Origin of the sequence: Dehalobacter sp., assembly GCF_030063005.1 — a bacterium.
GTDB classification, from domain to species: Bacteria; Bacillota; Desulfitobacteriia; order Desulfitobacteriales; family Syntrophobotulaceae; genus Dehalobacter; species Dehalobacter restrictus.
The window spans coordinates 64,457-80,843 of sequence record NZ_JAPDHR010000021.1 but is presented as its reverse complement, the minus strand read 5'-3'; the positions used below and the strand labels follow the sequence as shown (position 1 = coordinate 80,843).

At 45.0% G+C, this 16,387-nt stretch carries 14 protein-coding genes; 13 read left to right on the top strand and 1 reads right to left on the bottom strand.

Annotation, left to right across the window (positions count from 1 at the left end; genetic code table 11):
• The first annotated feature begins 341 nt into the window (after positions 1–341).
• From OKX56_RS07630 to OKX56_RS07620, 3 genes are all read left to right on the top strand, one after another.
• Positions 342–617, top strand: coding sequence for an AbrB/MazE/SpoVT family DNA-binding domain-containing protein (locus tag OKX56_RS07630; protein WP_019225914.1), 276 nt, complete (start codon positions 342–344; stop codon positions 615–617).
• Positions 601–999 carry a putative toxin-antitoxin system toxin component, PIN family gene (locus OKX56_RS07625; protein WP_019225915.1) on the top strand — a complete coding sequence of 133 codons (399 nt, stop codon included), beginning with the start codon at positions 601–603 and terminating at the stop codon, positions 997–999. Before OKX56_RS07630 ends, OKX56_RS07625 begins: the two co-directional genes overlap by 17 nt.
• Before the next feature lie 213 nt (positions 1,000–1,212).
• On the top strand, positions 1,213–1,476 hold the full coding sequence (locus tag OKX56_RS07620) for a hypothetical protein (protein ID WP_019225916.1): 264 nt from the start codon (positions 1,213–1,215) through the stop codon (positions 1,474–1,476).
• Positions 1,477–1,638: 162 nt separating this feature from the next.
• Here OKX56_RS07620 and OKX56_RS07615 read toward each other — a convergent pair whose 3' ends face one another.
• Positions 1,639–2,202 (bottom strand): DUF4352 domain-containing protein, encoded by a 564-nt coding sequence (locus OKX56_RS07615; protein ID WP_019225917.1) that lies wholly within the window; start codon positions 2,200–2,202, stop codon positions 1,639–1,641.
• A 486-nt stretch (positions 2,203–2,688) separates the two neighbouring features.
• Between OKX56_RS07615 and arr the strand changes: the two genes are divergently transcribed.
• From arr to OKX56_RS07565, 10 genes are all read left to right on the top strand, one after another.
• Entirely contained in the window at positions 2,689–3,123 is a 435-nt protein-coding gene (gene arr, locus OKX56_RS07610; protein ID WP_019225919.1) for an NAD(+)--rifampin ADP-ribosyltransferase, read from the top strand.
• Between the two features lie 783 nt (positions 3,124–3,906).
• The gene (locus OKX56_RS07605; RefSeq protein WP_019225921.1) at positions 3,907–4,758 is read left to right on the top strand and encodes an undecaprenyl-diphosphate phosphatase; all 852 of its coding nucleotides are present in this window, start codon (positions 3,907–3,909) and stop codon (positions 4,756–4,758) included.
• Positions 4,759–5,246: 488 nt separating this feature from the next.
• Positions 5,247–6,062 (top strand): pyrroline-5-carboxylate reductase, encoded by an 816-nt coding sequence (proC, locus tag OKX56_RS07600; RefSeq protein ID WP_336570669.1) that lies wholly within the window; start codon positions 5,247–5,249, stop codon positions 6,060–6,062.
• Positions 6,063–7,178 carry a glutamate 5-kinase gene (proB, locus tag OKX56_RS07595; RefSeq protein WP_019225924.1) on the top strand — a complete coding sequence of 372 codons (1,116 nt, stop codon included), beginning with the start codon at positions 6,063–6,065 and terminating at the stop codon, positions 7,176–7,178.
• A gap of 135 nt (positions 7,179–7,313) precedes the next feature.
• On the top strand, positions 7,314–8,567 hold the full coding sequence (locus OKX56_RS07590) for a glutamate-5-semialdehyde dehydrogenase (protein WP_019225925.1): 1,254 nt from the start codon (positions 7,314–7,316) through the stop codon (positions 8,565–8,567).
• A gap of 547 nt (positions 8,568–9,114) precedes the next feature.
• Positions 9,115–9,624 carry an NADH-quinone oxidoreductase subunit NuoE gene (gene nuoE, locus OKX56_RS07585; RefSeq protein ID WP_287896084.1) on the top strand — a complete coding sequence of 170 codons (510 nt, stop codon included), beginning with the start codon at positions 9,115–9,117 and terminating at the stop codon, positions 9,622–9,624.
• Between the two features lie 27 nt (positions 9,625–9,651).
• A complete protein-coding gene (nuoF, locus tag OKX56_RS07580; RefSeq protein WP_287896083.1) occupies positions 9,652–12,738 on the top strand; it encodes an NADH-quinone oxidoreductase subunit NuoF in 3,087 nt (1,028 codons plus the stop codon).
• Between the two features lie 9 nt (positions 12,739–12,747).
• Entirely contained in the window at positions 12,748–14,535 is a 1,788-nt protein-coding gene (locus tag OKX56_RS07575; RefSeq protein ID WP_019225928.1) for an NADH-dependent [FeFe] hydrogenase, group A6, read from the top strand.
• Positions 14,536–14,769: 234 nt separating this feature from the next.
• Entirely contained in the window at positions 14,770–15,606 is an 837-nt protein-coding gene (locus OKX56_RS07570; protein WP_019225929.1) for an ABC transporter permease, read from the top strand.
• Positions 15,603–16,346, top strand: a complete 744-nt coding sequence (locus OKX56_RS07565) for an ABC transporter ATP-binding protein (protein ID WP_019225930.1) — start codon at positions 15,603–15,605, stop codon at positions 16,344–16,346. Before OKX56_RS07570 ends, OKX56_RS07565 begins: the two co-directional genes overlap by 4 nt.
• Positions 16,347–16,387: the final 41 nt, after the last annotated feature.

The following is a 16,387-nucleotide window of genomic DNA, read 5'->3' as shown; positions in this document are numbered from 1 at the left end:
AATTGATTGAAGTACTGGGGTAAAAGACCTTTGTATTTTTATATTTGTAGTACAACAAGAGCAATTATTGGTAAATCAATTTTATAACTGTAAATTAAGGATGAGTTTTTACACGGTCTGTCCATGGTCGTCTCTGAATATGGGGGCAGGTCCGTCGCCTAACAACGAATTTGCAAAATCTGAGAGAATATGAATGTAATAACCAGACTTCGGCAATTCGCAGAACGTTACTGTGAAATACCATGCAAAAGTGTTTTGGAAGAAGATGTAAACAACTGGTTGATAACGCATAATATGTGGTATAATAAGAAGTAAGGAAAGTAAGGAATGGAGTGATTGTAATGGAACTTGCTAGGATAACCTCAAAAGGACAAATTACAATACCAATAGGAATAAGGAAGAAACTCAACTTAAAAGAAGGGGATAAAGTTATCTTCATTGAAGAAGGCGATAAGATAGTCTTTGCTAATTCCTCCATGATAGCATTGAAAGAAATACAAGAAGGAATGCAAGGGGTAGCTGAAAAGCAGGGTATTTATTCTGAAGATGATGTTAATAACTTAGTTAAAGATATAAGAAAAGAGATTTGGGAGAAGAAATATGAGAATCATGATTGATACCAATGTGCTTATTTCGGCTATTCTTTTCCCAAAATCTCAGCTCACTATAGTAATTCAAAGTGTAACGGAAGCTCACACCCTTGTACTCTGTTCACATATTATTGAAGAACTTAATGAGATTTTTAAAAAGAAATTTAGAGAGAAAAGTCATTTGCTTGATAAGTTTTTGAGTAAGGTTGCATTTGAGCTAGTTTACACACCTGCTGATATTAATTCCGCAAACTATCCTGATATAAGGGATAAGGGGGATTTGCCGATTTTAGTATCAGCTTTATTGTCGGATGTAGATATTCTAATTACCGGGGATAAAGACTTTTTTGAAGTGGAAATTGATAAACCGGAAATTGTTTCACCTAGAGAATATTTAGAAAGATATTAATTTAGTCAGTCTTTGGGGCGCATGGTACTTCATACGAACAGCGAATTGCCAACACTTAGGAAAGATGCATCAAGTCGAGAAGCGTCGGCAATTCACGGAACGTTAAGCGACAGACCATGCGGAACCGGGCATCCTTGCACGGATCTGAAAAGTTTTGTGTGTGCTTGAATTAATGCGCATCTGTAGGATATCAAGGACAAGGAGGATATATTGATGTTCCAAAAACAAACAAAAGCACTCATTTCTATAGTTACCTTGTTTTTGGGTGGCGTTCTATTTGTATATGTAGGATTTTTTAGAGGTCGTGATATAGCAATAAGTGTATCAAGACCAGAGGGTGCAAATGGATGGACAACATCCCAAGAATTAATTTCAAGTTGTATATATTTTCCGATAATAATAGGAGTGTCCTTAATTTTACTATCAATAATCTTTTCTTCTGTATTATTTATCCACTGGATTAATAAATCTAATTAATTCGATTCTTTGTTTGTATACCATGTTGTACAAAGGGTACATTAGGCAAAAGGAGCGATAGCCATTAAAGCTATTGCTCCCATAAAATATTTAGCCTTGTTTTACATCAATTTTGGAGTTTACACAGAATTTGGGATACACCCAATCTATACTTTTCCAAGCCTATTGACCAAGGTTTATTATCTGGTACTGTCCACCAGACCATCCTAAACCACTTGAAACTTGTAATTTTAAACCTTTTAGGTTTTTAGGAATTTCAAATACAATATATCCACTTTTGCTTGTTCCCGGGTTTACCTGGGCTAGAAAGAAACTATTATCGGCGTTTACATACATGTCTGCTTCAGCCATAGCAGAATATTCTTTGCCTTCAGCATCTTTTAACTTAAATAAACTAGTATCAATGGTACGAGTCTCTTTATCATTGTTTGATACCTTTACTTTTATTAGTAAATATTCATTTTCGGTTGTTTTTTGCAAATATTCATTTTGCCCGATTTTAGTGCTCCTTTTTACCTCGCTTGCAGAATACCCAATATTTCCTGCCTTAACCTCATCATTTAGCTTATATTCCTGGGGAGTGGAAGTTTGAGGGGTAGACGAATTTGGAGCGGGAGTTGGAGCAGGGGTAGACTGACCGCCACTACATGCTTGGACAAGTATGATAATTACTATGATACATAATAGCCAAAACCACCATCGCCTATATATGGATTTATTTACCATTATATTGCCCCCTAACATTAATTTGTAATATTTATTATTTCTCAAAACATTCTTTTTGATTCAGAAACAATATATCTTGGTTCCAGCCTAAATTATGCAAAGCATTTTGTAATTATTCTAAATAAGCTGGTTATAGAAAAATATATGAATATTATTAGCTAAGCAGTTTATCTTTGAAAATAATGTTGAGGTGCAATACTATGGACAAATATACAAGTGAAGAATTAGAAGAAGCTCTACAAATTGTTTCTTCAGCTATCAGTAGATGTGAAAAAATACAGCCAAAATTTGTTGAGGGTACCTCTCAGTACACACTTCTTAAGAACAGGATAAATGCATTGTGTATTTCAAAATCATTGATAACAGATGAAATTAGTAAAAGAGGTTGCAATAACAATCGTATAAAGTTATTTACCAATGAATTATGATATTCGAGGAGTGGGTAATGGAAACAACCTGTTTCCCACGGGGAGGTAAGGATAGGAAATGAATATGAAGAACGAGCGGACGCCGTCTAAAACATTGGATCACGGACCTTTCTACCACGGCACAAAAGCCGACCTGAAGGCGAGAGACATGCTGGAACCTGGCAATAGCTCTAATTATGGCGAGAGAAAGAAGGCCAACTACGTCTATCTGACTGCCACATTGGATGCGGCAACGTGGGGAGCGGAACTGGCAGTGGGCGACGGACCCGGTCGAATCTATCGTGTAGAGCCCACAGGTCCCATCGAGGATGATCCTAATCTGACGGACAAGAAGTTTCCGGGGAATCCAACGAGGTCCTACCGAACCCAACACCCACTACGAGTAATGGGCGAGGTTTTGGACTGGAAGGGGCACTCTCCGGAGGAGCTCAAAAACATGCGAGATCACCTCGACAAGCTTAAACGGCTCGGAATCGAGGCAATCAACGATTGACTGCGTGATACTAACCTTTCTTTTTCCTTTCAGAGTAACATAATAAAAAAAACGAGCTCCTTAATTTTTAATCAGGAACTCGTTTTCACTCACTTAAGGTTTGGCTATATGAAATTAGCATCATTTTTCATCACGCCCCTTTTTAGGAGATTTTTTTGAGGACATTCTTTGACTCAGAAGCTTTTAAAGATTCAAGCCCAACTGAAGCGAGAATTTCTTCAATTATATTAATTTGTTTCTTGCTCAAATGCACACCCCCTTTCATAAAACCTAATGATACCATAGAATATATAATTTGACAAGATAAATTTATTCGCTAGACAAGTTAAATGAGCGTTAAATGAAATTGATTGCAAGGGCCGCGCCGTTCTGGCGCAAAAAAAGTGACCTCCAGCTCCCCAATTTTGGAAGGCGATTTTGATAGGTTTATACTCAAGCCTTCACCATCCGAAGCCCGTCTACGTATGCTGTAATTAAAGCTACCAAAAAGGCGGGAATCAAAATGGCAGCTCAAATTCGTCAGCGCTGACGAATTTAACCTACTACCAGGCTCTCCTCCTTCTGTGGATTATATAACCGTCAAAAAACCGGCAAACCAAAAAGTGTGGCCAGACTTGATCCGGCGGTGAAGGAAAAATGCAATAAAGACGCGAGCCGGCTTGCAAAGGTGAGTGTAAAGGAGTTTTATAACCTAAGGTTGACAGACAGCCTGTATAAGTGCCAAAATAGACCAGGTAAGAAAAAAGGGAATACATAGATCAAGATCACAGATAAGGAGACCATATGGCAACCATTCAATTTATTCTTCAATCCATTATTTTAGGCATCGTGGAAGGGATCACGGAGTTCCTGCCGGTCTCATCGACAGGCCATTTGATTATTTTTCAAAATTTAATCAACTTTCAGGGTACCAATCCGCATTATGTGGAAATGTATACGTATGTGATTCAGCTTGGAGCGATTTTGGCGGTCATTGTACTCTATTGGAAGAAGATCAAACAGACGTTGGTGGATTTCTTCCCGTCAAGGGTCGGCTACCAGGAATCCGGACTGAAATTCTGGCTGATGATTGTGCTGGCGTGCATTCCTGGCGCTACGATCGGGATTCTGTTTGACAATACCGCGGAAAAATACCTGTTTTTCCCGATTCCCGTGGCGATAACGCTTTTCCTCGGCGCAATCTTAATGATCTACGCCGAGAATAAGCTTAGAACAAAGGCACCGGTTGGACGGGACCGGGACTTGAATGTTTCCCCAAGACAGGCGGTTATGATCGGCTTATTTCAATGTTTGGCCGTTATTCCGGGGATGTCCCGTTCGGCATCGACGATTATTGGCGGATGGGTAGCCGGGCTGCCGACGGTAGCCGCCACGGAATTTTCGTTCTTTCTGGCGATTCCGGTGATGATTGGGATGAGCCTGCTGAAGGTTGTAAAAATTGGCGGTCTGGCTATACTTACTTCGCAGGAAATTTTGTCTTTGGCTGTCGGCTTCATTGTATCCTTCCTGGTTGCAGTCATCGTCATCCAGAAATTTATTTCGTATTTACAAAGAAAACCGATGCGGATTTTTGCAATCTACAGAATGATATTTGCCGTGTTCGTGCTGGCAGCTGGATTAGCCGGTTTATTCTAAATCAGCTTGTTTTATCCGAATATCATCCTGAAATCTATCAGACAACCAAATATCCGGCCAGTATTTTGGGGATATCCATCATCGAACATTCAAGTTGTTTCCGGGTATTTTTTGTGCTAGAATAAATAGGAATTGGAAAATTAAAGCTGATGATCAACCCAGTATGTTAATGGGTCATACAGAGAGGGGAACTGCGTACACGTGTGTACAAAGCTGGAAGTTCTCTTGATAGTTAACAGAAACCCAGTTGTGAAGTGAGATGAATAATCCTACGGCTGTCTCACCGTTATCTGAGCTTGAAGCGGCGTATTCGCAATTAAGGTGGTACCGCGGAAGATATACTTCTTTCGTCCTTAGATGGACAGAGAAGTATTTATTTTTTTCTGCAGAAAGTATTCTTTAATGAATCAAAATGATTTGAAAGATATCAAGGGAAAAACTTACAGGAAAAAATGGTCAAAATATTAAAATAAGAAATTAAGGATAGAATGGAGCGTGTAAATGTGCAGACAATCGGATTTATTGGAACAGGCAATCTGGCTTCGTCCGTGATTAAGGGGTTATCTCAGCAGGACACGGATTTCCGGATCATGGCCTATGATGTATTTCAGGAGAAAGCGGAACTCCTGGCCCAAACGTATGGTGTTGCGAGCGCTTCTTTTGCAGAAACTATTCAGGGATCAGATGTTATATTTCTGGCGGTAAAGCCTAAAGATATCAAAGGTCTTCTTGACCAGCTCGCTCAGTTCAATCTTACAGGAAAGCTTATTATTACGGTAGTAGCAGGAATAGGGCTGTCTGTTTACGAGCAGGCGCTTCCGGGCATTGCCGTGATCAGGGTCATGCCCAACACGTCCAGTGCGGTTCTGCAGGCTGTATCCGGATTGGCCAGAGGACGCTGTGTCACGGACGGACAGGCAAAAACGGCTGAGGCTATCTTTGCTGTTTTAGGAAAATTCCTGTGGATTAGCGACAGCAAAATGAATGCGCTGACTGCCGTCAGCGGCAGTGGCCCGGCCTATTTCTATTTCTTAACGGAACTGATGGCTCTGGCCGGTGAGAAGCTTGGCCTGACGAGGGACGAAGCTGAATTTCTGGCCGCAGAGACCATGGTCGGTGCAGGGAAAATGCTTGCGGAGAGCGGCAAAACCTCGCTGGAATTAAGAGAAGCTGTTACATCGCCGAACGGAACGACCTACGCGGCGCTGGAGAGCTTCCGGCAAGCCGGGTTGGCAGATATCGTCTATCAGGCTATGGAGGCGTGTGCCAAACGGGCTGAAGAGATGGAAGGAGAGTATGTTTGAATGAATACCCTGAAAAGGGCGGTTTTAAAAATAGGCAGCAACAGCTTAAGCCTCGCGGAAGGCGGCATTGATGAAACGGTCATCGATCAACTGGCCGGGGTCATTGCTGAACTGAAAAAGCAGGGAACAGACTGCATCCTGGTTACCTCCGGCGCTGTTGCTGCCGGGATGGCCAAGATGAAGCTGAAGGAACGTCCGAAGGATATTGTCGGCAAGCAGGCCACGGCGGCTGTTGGGCAGGGAATATTGATTGAAAGGTATTCGTACTATTTTGAGAAATATGGCATGAGCTGTGCCCAGGTCCTTCTTTCCCGGATCGACTTGGTTGAAGCCGAACATTACCGGAATGCCAAGAATACCTTGGAAAAACTGCTGAACTTCGGAGTTGTTCCGATCATCAATGAAAATGATACCGTGGTCTTCGAAGAATTATGCTTCGGGGATAATGACAGGTTATCCGCGCTGGTGGCGGGAATGATCAACGCAGATCTATTGGTCCTTCTTACGGACGTCGACGGTTTGTTTACAGCCAATCCAGTGAATAACCGGGAGGCTGTACTGATTCCGAAAGTAGAGAATGTGGCAGAGGTAAAAAATCTGGCCGACGGCACAGGGTCTGCGGTTGGGACCGGAGGCATGGTCACCAAATTAAAGGCTGCTGAAATGGCAACACGGTTCGGGACGCCGACCTTTCTGATGAATGCGTCAAGAATTGCCCAGATCAAAGACATTGTCGAAGGAAACTATCCCTTAGGGACCTATTTTCCGCCGTTGAAGCATAAGCTTAATGGAAAAAAACGCTGGATGGCTTATGCAGCATTATCGATGGGCACGGTTATCATTGACGCTGGTGCCGAAAAGGCCCTGCTTCATGACGGCAAGAGCCTGCTCGCTTCCGGAGTAACCGGGATCGAAGGATTTTGGGAGCGCAAAGATCTGATTAAAATTGTGAATAACCGCGGAGAAGAAATTGCCCGTGGTATTACCGAATTCAGCAGTGAAGAAACTGAAAAAGTCAAAGGATTCCACTCCGAGGAGATACGCAGGCTGATTCCGGAAATTAAAGCAGAGGAACTGGTTCACAGGGATAACCTGACGATTACGCAGGAATACTGATCAAGAAAGTCAAATAATTCATTGGGCGTCGGCAAAAGAATAATCTTGGATAGCAATGTAATTAAATATATGAGATATTGAATAAAAGAGATATTGAATAGGATGTACGGGAGATTGACAGGAGGTTGTTGAATCATGGATTTTGCTGAAGATCTTATCATGATTGGCCAACGGGCCAAAAATGCGGCACGCAAATTAGCTTTTACGGGTACGGAGACAAAAAATAAAGCACTGTTGGCAATGGCCCAGGCACTTCTTGATAATCAGGACGCAATTCTGGAAGCCAATGTGCTGGATATTACGGCAGCGGAGGAAAAGGGCCTCAAGAAAAGCTTAATCAACCGTCTCCGCCTTACCAGCGCCGGAATTGCGGATATCAGCAATGCGATCAAGGAAGTGGTCGGGCTGCCCGACCCTGTCGGCGGCGGAGAACTGTGGAAAAGGCCAAACGGTCTGGTTATTCAGAAGACGATGGTTCCGCTCGGTGTTGTGGCGATGATTTATGAAGCCCGGCCGAATGTGACGGTAGACGCAGCGGCACTGTGTTTAAAATCCGGCAATGCCTGCATCTTACGCGGAGGCTCGGAAGCGATTGAAAGCAATAAAGTACTGGCCAGGGTGATCTCTGAAGCCGCTGAACAGAATGGAATTCCGGAAGGTGCGATTCAGCTTATACCGAAGACGGATAGAGCGTATGCCCTACAGCTGATGCGCATGAATAAATATATCGATGTGATCATTCCGCGGGGCGGGGCGGGACTGATCCGGACAGTGGTTGAAAATTCCACCGTTCCGGTGATTGAGACCGGTACAGGGGTCTGTCATGCCTATGTTGATCTCGATGCTGATTATGAAAAGGCAGTATCGGTAGTCTTTAACGCCAAAACCCAAAAACCCGGCGTCTGCAATGCGCTGGAAACCTTGCTCGTTCATGAGGCGGTGGCGGAAGAGTACCTGCCGATGATTGGAAAAAAATTTAAAGCGTACGGTGTTGAGATCCGCGGCTGTGATAGAGTCAGAAAGATTTTGGATTATGCTGTTCCGGCAACGGAAGAAGATTGGTCGACGGAGTACCTTGATTTGATTATCAGCGTTAAGGTTGTCAACAGTATTGACGAAGCGCTGGATCATATTTATACGTATAGCACGAAGCATTCTGAGACGATCATTACCGAAAACTACACGGCCTCTCAGCGTTTTTTAAATGAAATCGATGCGGCTGCGGTTTATGTCAATGCTTCAACGCGTTTTACCGATGGCGGAAGGTTCGGTTTTGGCGCTGAAATTGGCATTAGCACGCAAAAGCTGCATGCCCGCGGTCCGATGGCTTTGCCGGAACTGACGACCATCAAATATATTGTTTATGGAAACGGCCATATTGTGGAATAGCATCCATGACGCAGACCAAATTTAGGGGAATATATATAGATACTCCAAGTTCTGGTATGAATGCTTATAGGTTTCTTTGTGTATCTTTGTGTTGCGGTCAAATCTAGCGGGTGCTATAATTTTTCAAGGGATATCTTATATTTATTCTGATGGATATTTAGGATTATGAAATAAATATTGACGGTTGTTTTTTACATATTTGTGTTATCGCTGCATACTTTTTACTGTACCGGGACGGCTTTGGGAGATTTCTTTTCCCCGTTTTGATGATCTGTACGTAAAAGGTATGAGACCTTGAACGATTCCATTGGAGGGTGTCAGCACAGTTTGTGTTATACCATAGATAAGTTTCAATGACAGGGGGGCGATATTTTTTGTTTTTTGGGTTTGTGATTGTTGGGACAAAGGCCAATAAGTAACGAAGTTTTTTGGTATATCAAAAAAGTTTAGTGTTTTTTGATATATTAAGAAATGTAGGGAGGAATTCTTTTTTTTTGGACACTGATTGCGAATTTGAACACGAATAGGTACCCTAAGGAGGTAAACAATGAGCAACAAAGTTGAGAATTGTCAATGTTGCTGTAGCGAAGAAACTGACCAACAAAAATTGGACATGATTGCTGAAGTAATAGAAAAATACAAGAATAGAGAAGGAAGCCTGATTCAAGTTCTTCATATGGCTCAGAATATTTATGGATATTTGCCTCTGAAAATCCAGAGATTTATTGCAGAAAGCATGAACATGCCTTTGTCGGAGGTATCGGGCGTTGTTACTTTTTACTCTTTCTTTTCGACTCAGCCCAGAGGAAAGCACATTATCCGTGTTTGCCTTGGTACGGCTTGCTACGTAAGGGGTGGCAAGAAAATTATCGACCGTCTGGAACAGATCCTGAACATAGAAGTTGGCGGAACAACGAAAGACAGGCTCTTCACTTTTGAGGTAGCCCGTTGTATCGGTGCCTGTGGACTGGCTCCGGCGATGATGATCGACGATGTCGTGTATAAGCAGGTTAACCCGGATAAGCTTGATAGTATCCTGAATAAATATAGAAATTAGGGTAGGGCTGGAGGTGAAATAAAGCGCATGAAAATCAATCGTGTTGCTGATTTGGATCAAATTAAAAAGGAATACAGTGAAAAACTGTCCAAGTATAATTATCAAATCCTTGTATGCGGAGGCGCAGGTTGTGTATCCTCCAACTGCGGTGAAGTATCCGCTGCGCTTGTGAAATATCTGGAAGAATACGAGCTTCAGGACAAGGTTGCAGTTAGTGAGACAGGCTGTATGGGAACTTGTGCTGTCGGTCCTGTCCTTCTTATTCTGCCTGATGAGACTTTTTATACGGATGTTAATCCCGAAAAAATGGCCGAGATCGTAAAATCCCACATTATCAACGGTACGGTGCTGGAAAAGTATACATTCTACGATCAGACGCTTGGCAAACACGTTCCAAATATTAAGGATATTGATTTTTTCAAAGACCAGGTCAAAATTGCGCTCAGAAATTGCGGACAGATCGAATACGCTTCGATTGACGCTTATATAGCCAAAGACGGTTATTATGCGATTGCCAAAGCTGTGGGTGGCATGAAGCAGCAGGATGTTGTCGATGAAGTTAAAAAGTCCGGCATCAGAGGCCGTGGCGGTGCCGGGTTCCCTACAGGCATCAAATGGGAAGCTGGAATGAAATCAACGAGCGATCAGAAATTCATGGTCTGCAATGCTGACGAAGGAGACCCTGGTGCGTTCATGGACAGAAGCGTCATCGAAGGTGACCCGCACAGTGTCATTGAAGGGATGATGCTCGGTGGTTATGCGATTGGTGCAAGCATGGGCTATGTCTATATCCGGGCGGAGTATCCGATTGCCGTTGAACGTCTGGGTGCCGCGATTGAAGAAGCCCGCGAGTGCGGCCTGCTCGGAGCGAAACTGTTTGGTTCGGATTTTGAGTTTAACCTGGAAATCCGGATTGGCGCAGGCGCTTTTGTCTGCGGTGAAGAAACATCCTTGATGGCTTCGATCGAGGGCAAACGCGGAGAACCCAAGCAAAAACCACCGTTCCCGTTCGAACGCGGTTTGTTTGGCAAACCGACCATTATCAACAACGTAGAAACCCTTGCCTGCATTCCTCCGATTATTCTGAAGGGTTCGCACTGGTATTCGCAGTTTGGCACTGAAAAGAGCAAAGGCACCAAGGTCTTCGCACTGGCCGGAGATATCGTCAATACAGGTATCGTCGAAGTCCCGATGGGCATGAGCCTTGGCAATATTTTGTTCAATATTGGCGGGGGCATTCCCGGAGGTAAAAACTTCAAGGCTGCCCAGGCCGGCGGCCCTTCCGGCGGCTGTATCACGAAGGAATATCTGAATACGCCGATGGATTATGAAAATATTAGCAAGATCGGTGCCATTATGGGATCCGGCGGACTGGTCGTCATGAATGAGGATACCTGTATGGTCGATACCGCCAGGTACTTCATGGATTTCATCCAGGATGAGTCCTGCGGAAAATGCGTTCCTTGCCGTGTGGGAACCAAGAGAATGCTCGAGATCCTGGAACGCATTACCAAGGGAGAAGGCCAGGAAGGTGATATCGAACTTCTCGAAGAGCTCGGCGCTCAGATCAAAGAAACCGCCATGTGCGGCTTGGGCCAGACGGCTCCGAATCCAGTTTTGAGCACCATCCGGTATTTCCGTGACGAATACGAAGAGCATATTAAGAACAAATACTGCCGCGCCGGCGTATGTTCGGATTTGTTCCTTTCGCCGTGTGAGAATGCCTGCCCGGCAAGCGTCAATGTACCCGGATATATGGGCTTGATCTCGGCAGGAAGATATATCGATGCTTACAACCTTATCAGACAGGAAAATCCGTTTCCGGCTATTTGCGGAAGAATTTGCACGCACCCGTGCGAAAGCAAATGCCGCAGGGCGCAGCTGGACGAAGCGATCTCGATTTCCGATCTGAAACGGTTCGTGGCGGATTATGCGTTCAAGCATGAAGAAGAATTCACGAAAGACATTGTCTTCCCGAAAAACGGCAAGAGCGTCGGCATTATCGGCGCAGGTCCTTCAGGCTTGACTTGCGGCTATTACCTGGCAAGACTCGGCTATGAGGTCGATGTTTATGAAGCAGCGCCTGTGGCAGGAGGCCTACTTGCATTTGGTATTCCGGAATACAGGCTGCCCAAAGACGTGCTCAAGCATGAAATCAAACTGATTGAGCAAGTGGGGGTCAAGATCCATCTGAATACCGAAGTAGGCAATGACGTCAGCTTCGCCGGGCTGCGCAAAAAACATCATTCCATTTATATTGCAACAGGAACCCAGCTGTCCAACAAGATCAATATCCCAGGCGAAGACCTCGAGGGGGTTGTTCACGGCTTGAATTTCCTGCGCAATGTGAACCTCGGACAGGATGTGAAGATCGGTGAAACCGTAGCGATTATCGGCGGCGGCAATACTGCGATTGATGCAGCCAGAACGGCTCTAAGGTTAGGCGCTAAGAAAGTCAATGTTTTGTATAGAAGGACTATTCAAGATATGCCTGCTGATGCCAGAGAAATCTGCGATATGATTGAAGAAGGCATTGAAATTATTCCGCTGGTTGCCCCGACCCGTTTTATTGGCAAAGACAAAATCGAAGCAATTGAATGCGTCAGAATGAAGGTGAGCGGCTTTGATTCTGCCGGCAGAAGAAAACCAAAAATTGAAGAAGGGTCCAATTTCACCCTGAAGGTCGATATGGTCATCCCGGCGGTCAGCCAGTCTTCGGATCTGCCGTTTGTCGGAATGGATGATGTTGAATTAACAGACTGGGGAACTTTTATTACGGATAAAGACACCTTGATGACCACGATGGATGGCGTATTTGCCGGCGGTGACGTTGCCAGAGGTTCCGATGTCGCGATCACGGCAATTGCGGACGGTAAGAAGGCGGCATCTTCCATTGACCTCTACCTGGGCGGCAAAGGCGTGCTGAATAAAGGCGAAAAGATCGAAATTCCTGCGCCGGCAGATCAGGACGAACTCGTTGAGCATGCCAGATTCCCAATGGAAGTTCTTGACCCTGAAAAGAGAAAAGACTGCTTCTGCGAGGTGGCTCAAGGGTACCACAAGCTCAATGCAATTGCAGAATCTATGCGCTGTTTACGCTGTGACAGGAGGTAGGGTAAAGGCATGGTAAATTTAAGAATTAATAACAAAAGTGTTTCCGCTTTGGAGGGCGCGACTATCCTGGAAGCCGCGAAACAGAACAATATTCATATTCCTAACTTGTGCTATTTGGAAGGCGTTCATAAGTTTGGTTCCTGCAGACTGTGCGTTGTTGAAGTCGAAGGGGCCAAGAGCCTTCAGCCTTCCTGCATGGTTACGGTCAGAGAAGGAATGGTTGTTAAAACCAACACCGAAAAAGTCCGGAAGGCCCGAAAAGTCCTTTATGAACTGATTCTGTCCGACCATCCGAAAGACTGCCTAAACTGCGAACGCAATCAAAGCTGCGAGCTGCAGGAAATGGGTAATATGCTCGGCGTCAGTGAAGCCCGTTTTGAAGGAAAACGTTCAGCCGGCTGCATCGACAAATCCCCTTCCATTACCCGGGATATGTCCAAATGCATTCTTTGTCGCAGATGTATCACTGTCTGCAACGAAATTCAGCAGGTTGGTATTCTGAATGCACAAAACCGCGGATTTAAGACGGTTGTCGGTCCGGCTATGGATCTGCCGATCAATTCCGTAAACTGTGCTTACTGCGGACAGTGTACGGTGGTCTGCCCGGTAGGCGCGCTGAAGGAAACCGATGCGATCCAGGATGTCTGGCAGGCGATCAATGATCCCAATAAACGCGTTGTTGTTCAGGTTGCCCCTGCGATTAGGGCTGCAATCGGTGAAGAGTTCGGGCTGGAACCTGGGACACTCGTTACCGGTAAACTCGCTTCTGCTTTGAGAGAACTTGGCTTCGACGATGTGTTCGACACCAACTTTACGGCTGACCTGACCATTATGGAAGAAGGCACTGAATTCTTGACCAGGGTGAAAAATGTGCTGACCGGCGGCCAGGCTGCCCTGCCGATGATTACAAGCTGCAGCCCGGGCTGGATCAAATATGTTGAGCATGCCTATCCGGAAGAACTTGACCATCTCTCGACCTGTAAATCCCCGCATACCATGCTTGGGGCGCTGGCGAAGTCCTATTATGCCGACAAGATCGAAGTGGATCCGAAGGACATGTATGTTGTATCGATCATGCCCTGTACGGCCAAGAAGTTCGAAATTTCCAGACCGGAAATGCAGAACAATGGCGTACCGAATGTCGATGCCGTACTGACGACCAGAGAACTTGCCAAGATGATTAAGGAAGCCGGCATTGATTTTGTAAACCTCGAAGACAGCAAATTTGACAATCCGCTGGGTCTTTCCTCCGGTGCTGCCGATATCTTCGGTGTTACCGGCGGTGTTATGGAAGCTGCCCTGCGTACGGTTTACGAAGTGGTTACGGGACGGGAACTGCCGTTTGATAAGCTCCATGTTACTCCGATCGTTGGCCTGGAACAGATTAAGACAGCGGATGTGATCATCGAGAATCCTGTTGAGGCTTATAAGTTCCTCGATGGAGTTACGGTAAAAGTTGCTGTAACCAGTGGTCTGGCAGGAGCGAAGATCCTTCTGGACCAAATTGCCAAAGGTGAATCCCCCTATCACTTTATCGAAGTGATGGGATGCCCCGGCGGCTGCATCAGCGGCGGTGGACAGCCCAGACCGACCACACCGGAGATTCGTCAGAAACGTCTCCAGGCTATTTATAAGGAAGATGAAGGCAAACAGCTCAGGAAATCTCATGAGAATGAGGATGTCATGAAACTGTATGCCGAGTTCCTGAAAGAACCCAATGGCCATAAGTCGCATGAACTGCTGCACACGTATTATACGCAGCGCGGCAAGTTTAACGAATATCTCTGCAAGTCGTAATCTTGCTATCACAACCAGATTTCTCAATATTTTTGCTGATTTCTTCAAATTATTGCATTCTTGCACAAAATTATTTCGTGCGAGGGATGCAACTTCCCTAGAAAACACCTCGTCAAGAAAGAGCCTAATGCGTAGAATGCTTAGGCTCTTTCTTTTTCTTTCCGAATGTTGTAGTATTAATTCCCAAGGAAACAGTGCAGCTTTAATTCGAGCTAAGGGTAGGTACACCACTTGATGCAAATCAATCAGGAAAAAACGGAAAAAAGGTTTGACCGGCATGGAAATCCACATAACCGGACAAAGCTTCTGAATATACTCAGAGGGGCGGTTTTCCCATCAGCTGTGATTGTAGTTTGGGAATTAGCGGCACGCAGCAGTCTGGTTAATACCTACATCTTGCCTCCGCCAAGTGAGATTTTAAAAACATTTCTGCATATGCTTGCAACCGGGATTTGGGAAGAACATCTGCTGGCAAGTTTGCGGAGATTGGTGTACGGGTTCTTTTTGACGGTTGTTTTTGCAGTTCCGATGGGTATTCTGGTAGGCAAAGTCAGAGGGTTCAGGCATTGGGTGAATCCTACGCTGCATTTTTTGCAGCAGATCCCGCCAATCGCTTGGATCCCGATTTTTATGCTTCTGCTCGGGATTGATGAAGCCTCAAAAGTTGCAGTGATTGTGTATGCCTCATTTTTTCCGGTTTTCCTGAATACGGTGCAGGGCGTCACCAGTGTAGATCCGAAGCTGATTGAAGTTGGCCATGCCTATATGCTTACTCCGTGGGAAATGGTCAAAAAGGTGTATATTCCTTCGGCGGCTATGTCGATTTTTGTGGGTCTGAGGCTGGGGTTAAGTAATTGCTGGCGGGCATTGGTCGGAGCTGAACTGCTGGGTGCATCCTCAGGGATAGGCTATCTGATTATTGAAGGCAGGCAATTAGCTCAGTCCGATAAGATATTTGTCGCGATGTTTACCATCGGAGCTGCCGGGATGCTGATCGACTTTTTCCTCAGAAAGATTGAAAATAAACTGATGCCGTGGAAAAAGATGTATCAGGCAGGTGAGCGCAAATGAATAAGGTTTTAGTCGAAGTCCGTGATGTCGGTAAGGTTTTCCACAGCGACTGGGGAAGTATTGAAGCCCTGAAAGAGGTCAATTTCCGGTGCAACCAATCAGAATTTGTCAGTATTGTCGGAGCCAGCGGGTGCGGCAAAACTACGTTACTCCGGATTATTGCAGGCTTGGAACCCCCGAGCAGCGGAGAAGTGCTGATTGATGGAGAAAACATTGACGGGCCCGGTTATGGGCGTGCCGTCGTATTTCAGGAACCGCGGCTCTTTCCGTGGCTGACCGTTGAAAAAAATACCGCGCTGGGTATCCAAGGAGTAGAGAAACAAGACGAAGTTGAGAAAATTGTCGCCAGCTCGCTTCAGTTAGTAGGGTTAACACAGTTCAGCAAAGCGTATCCTTACGAACTGTCCGGCGGAATGGCCCAAAGGGTGTCTTTGGCGCGAGCGCTTACTTTTAAACCGAAAGTATTCTTGATGGATGAGCCGTTTTCGGCCCTTGATGCCCAGACCAGGGCCAGAATGCAGGAAGAAATCATTGATCTTTGGCAGAAAACCGGAAAAACGGTTATCCTTGTCACCCATGATATCGAAGAAGCACTGACTGTCAGTCAAAAAATCATGATTATGTCGCCGTCTCCCGGTACGATCAAAGAGGTACTGGAAGTACCTTTTGCTTATCCAAGAAATCCTGATAGGTTAGAATTTATCAACATGAGGAAAACTATACTAGAGGCCATTCGCTAAGTGAATCAAATGTTTTCGATAAGTATTAGTAGGAGGATTAT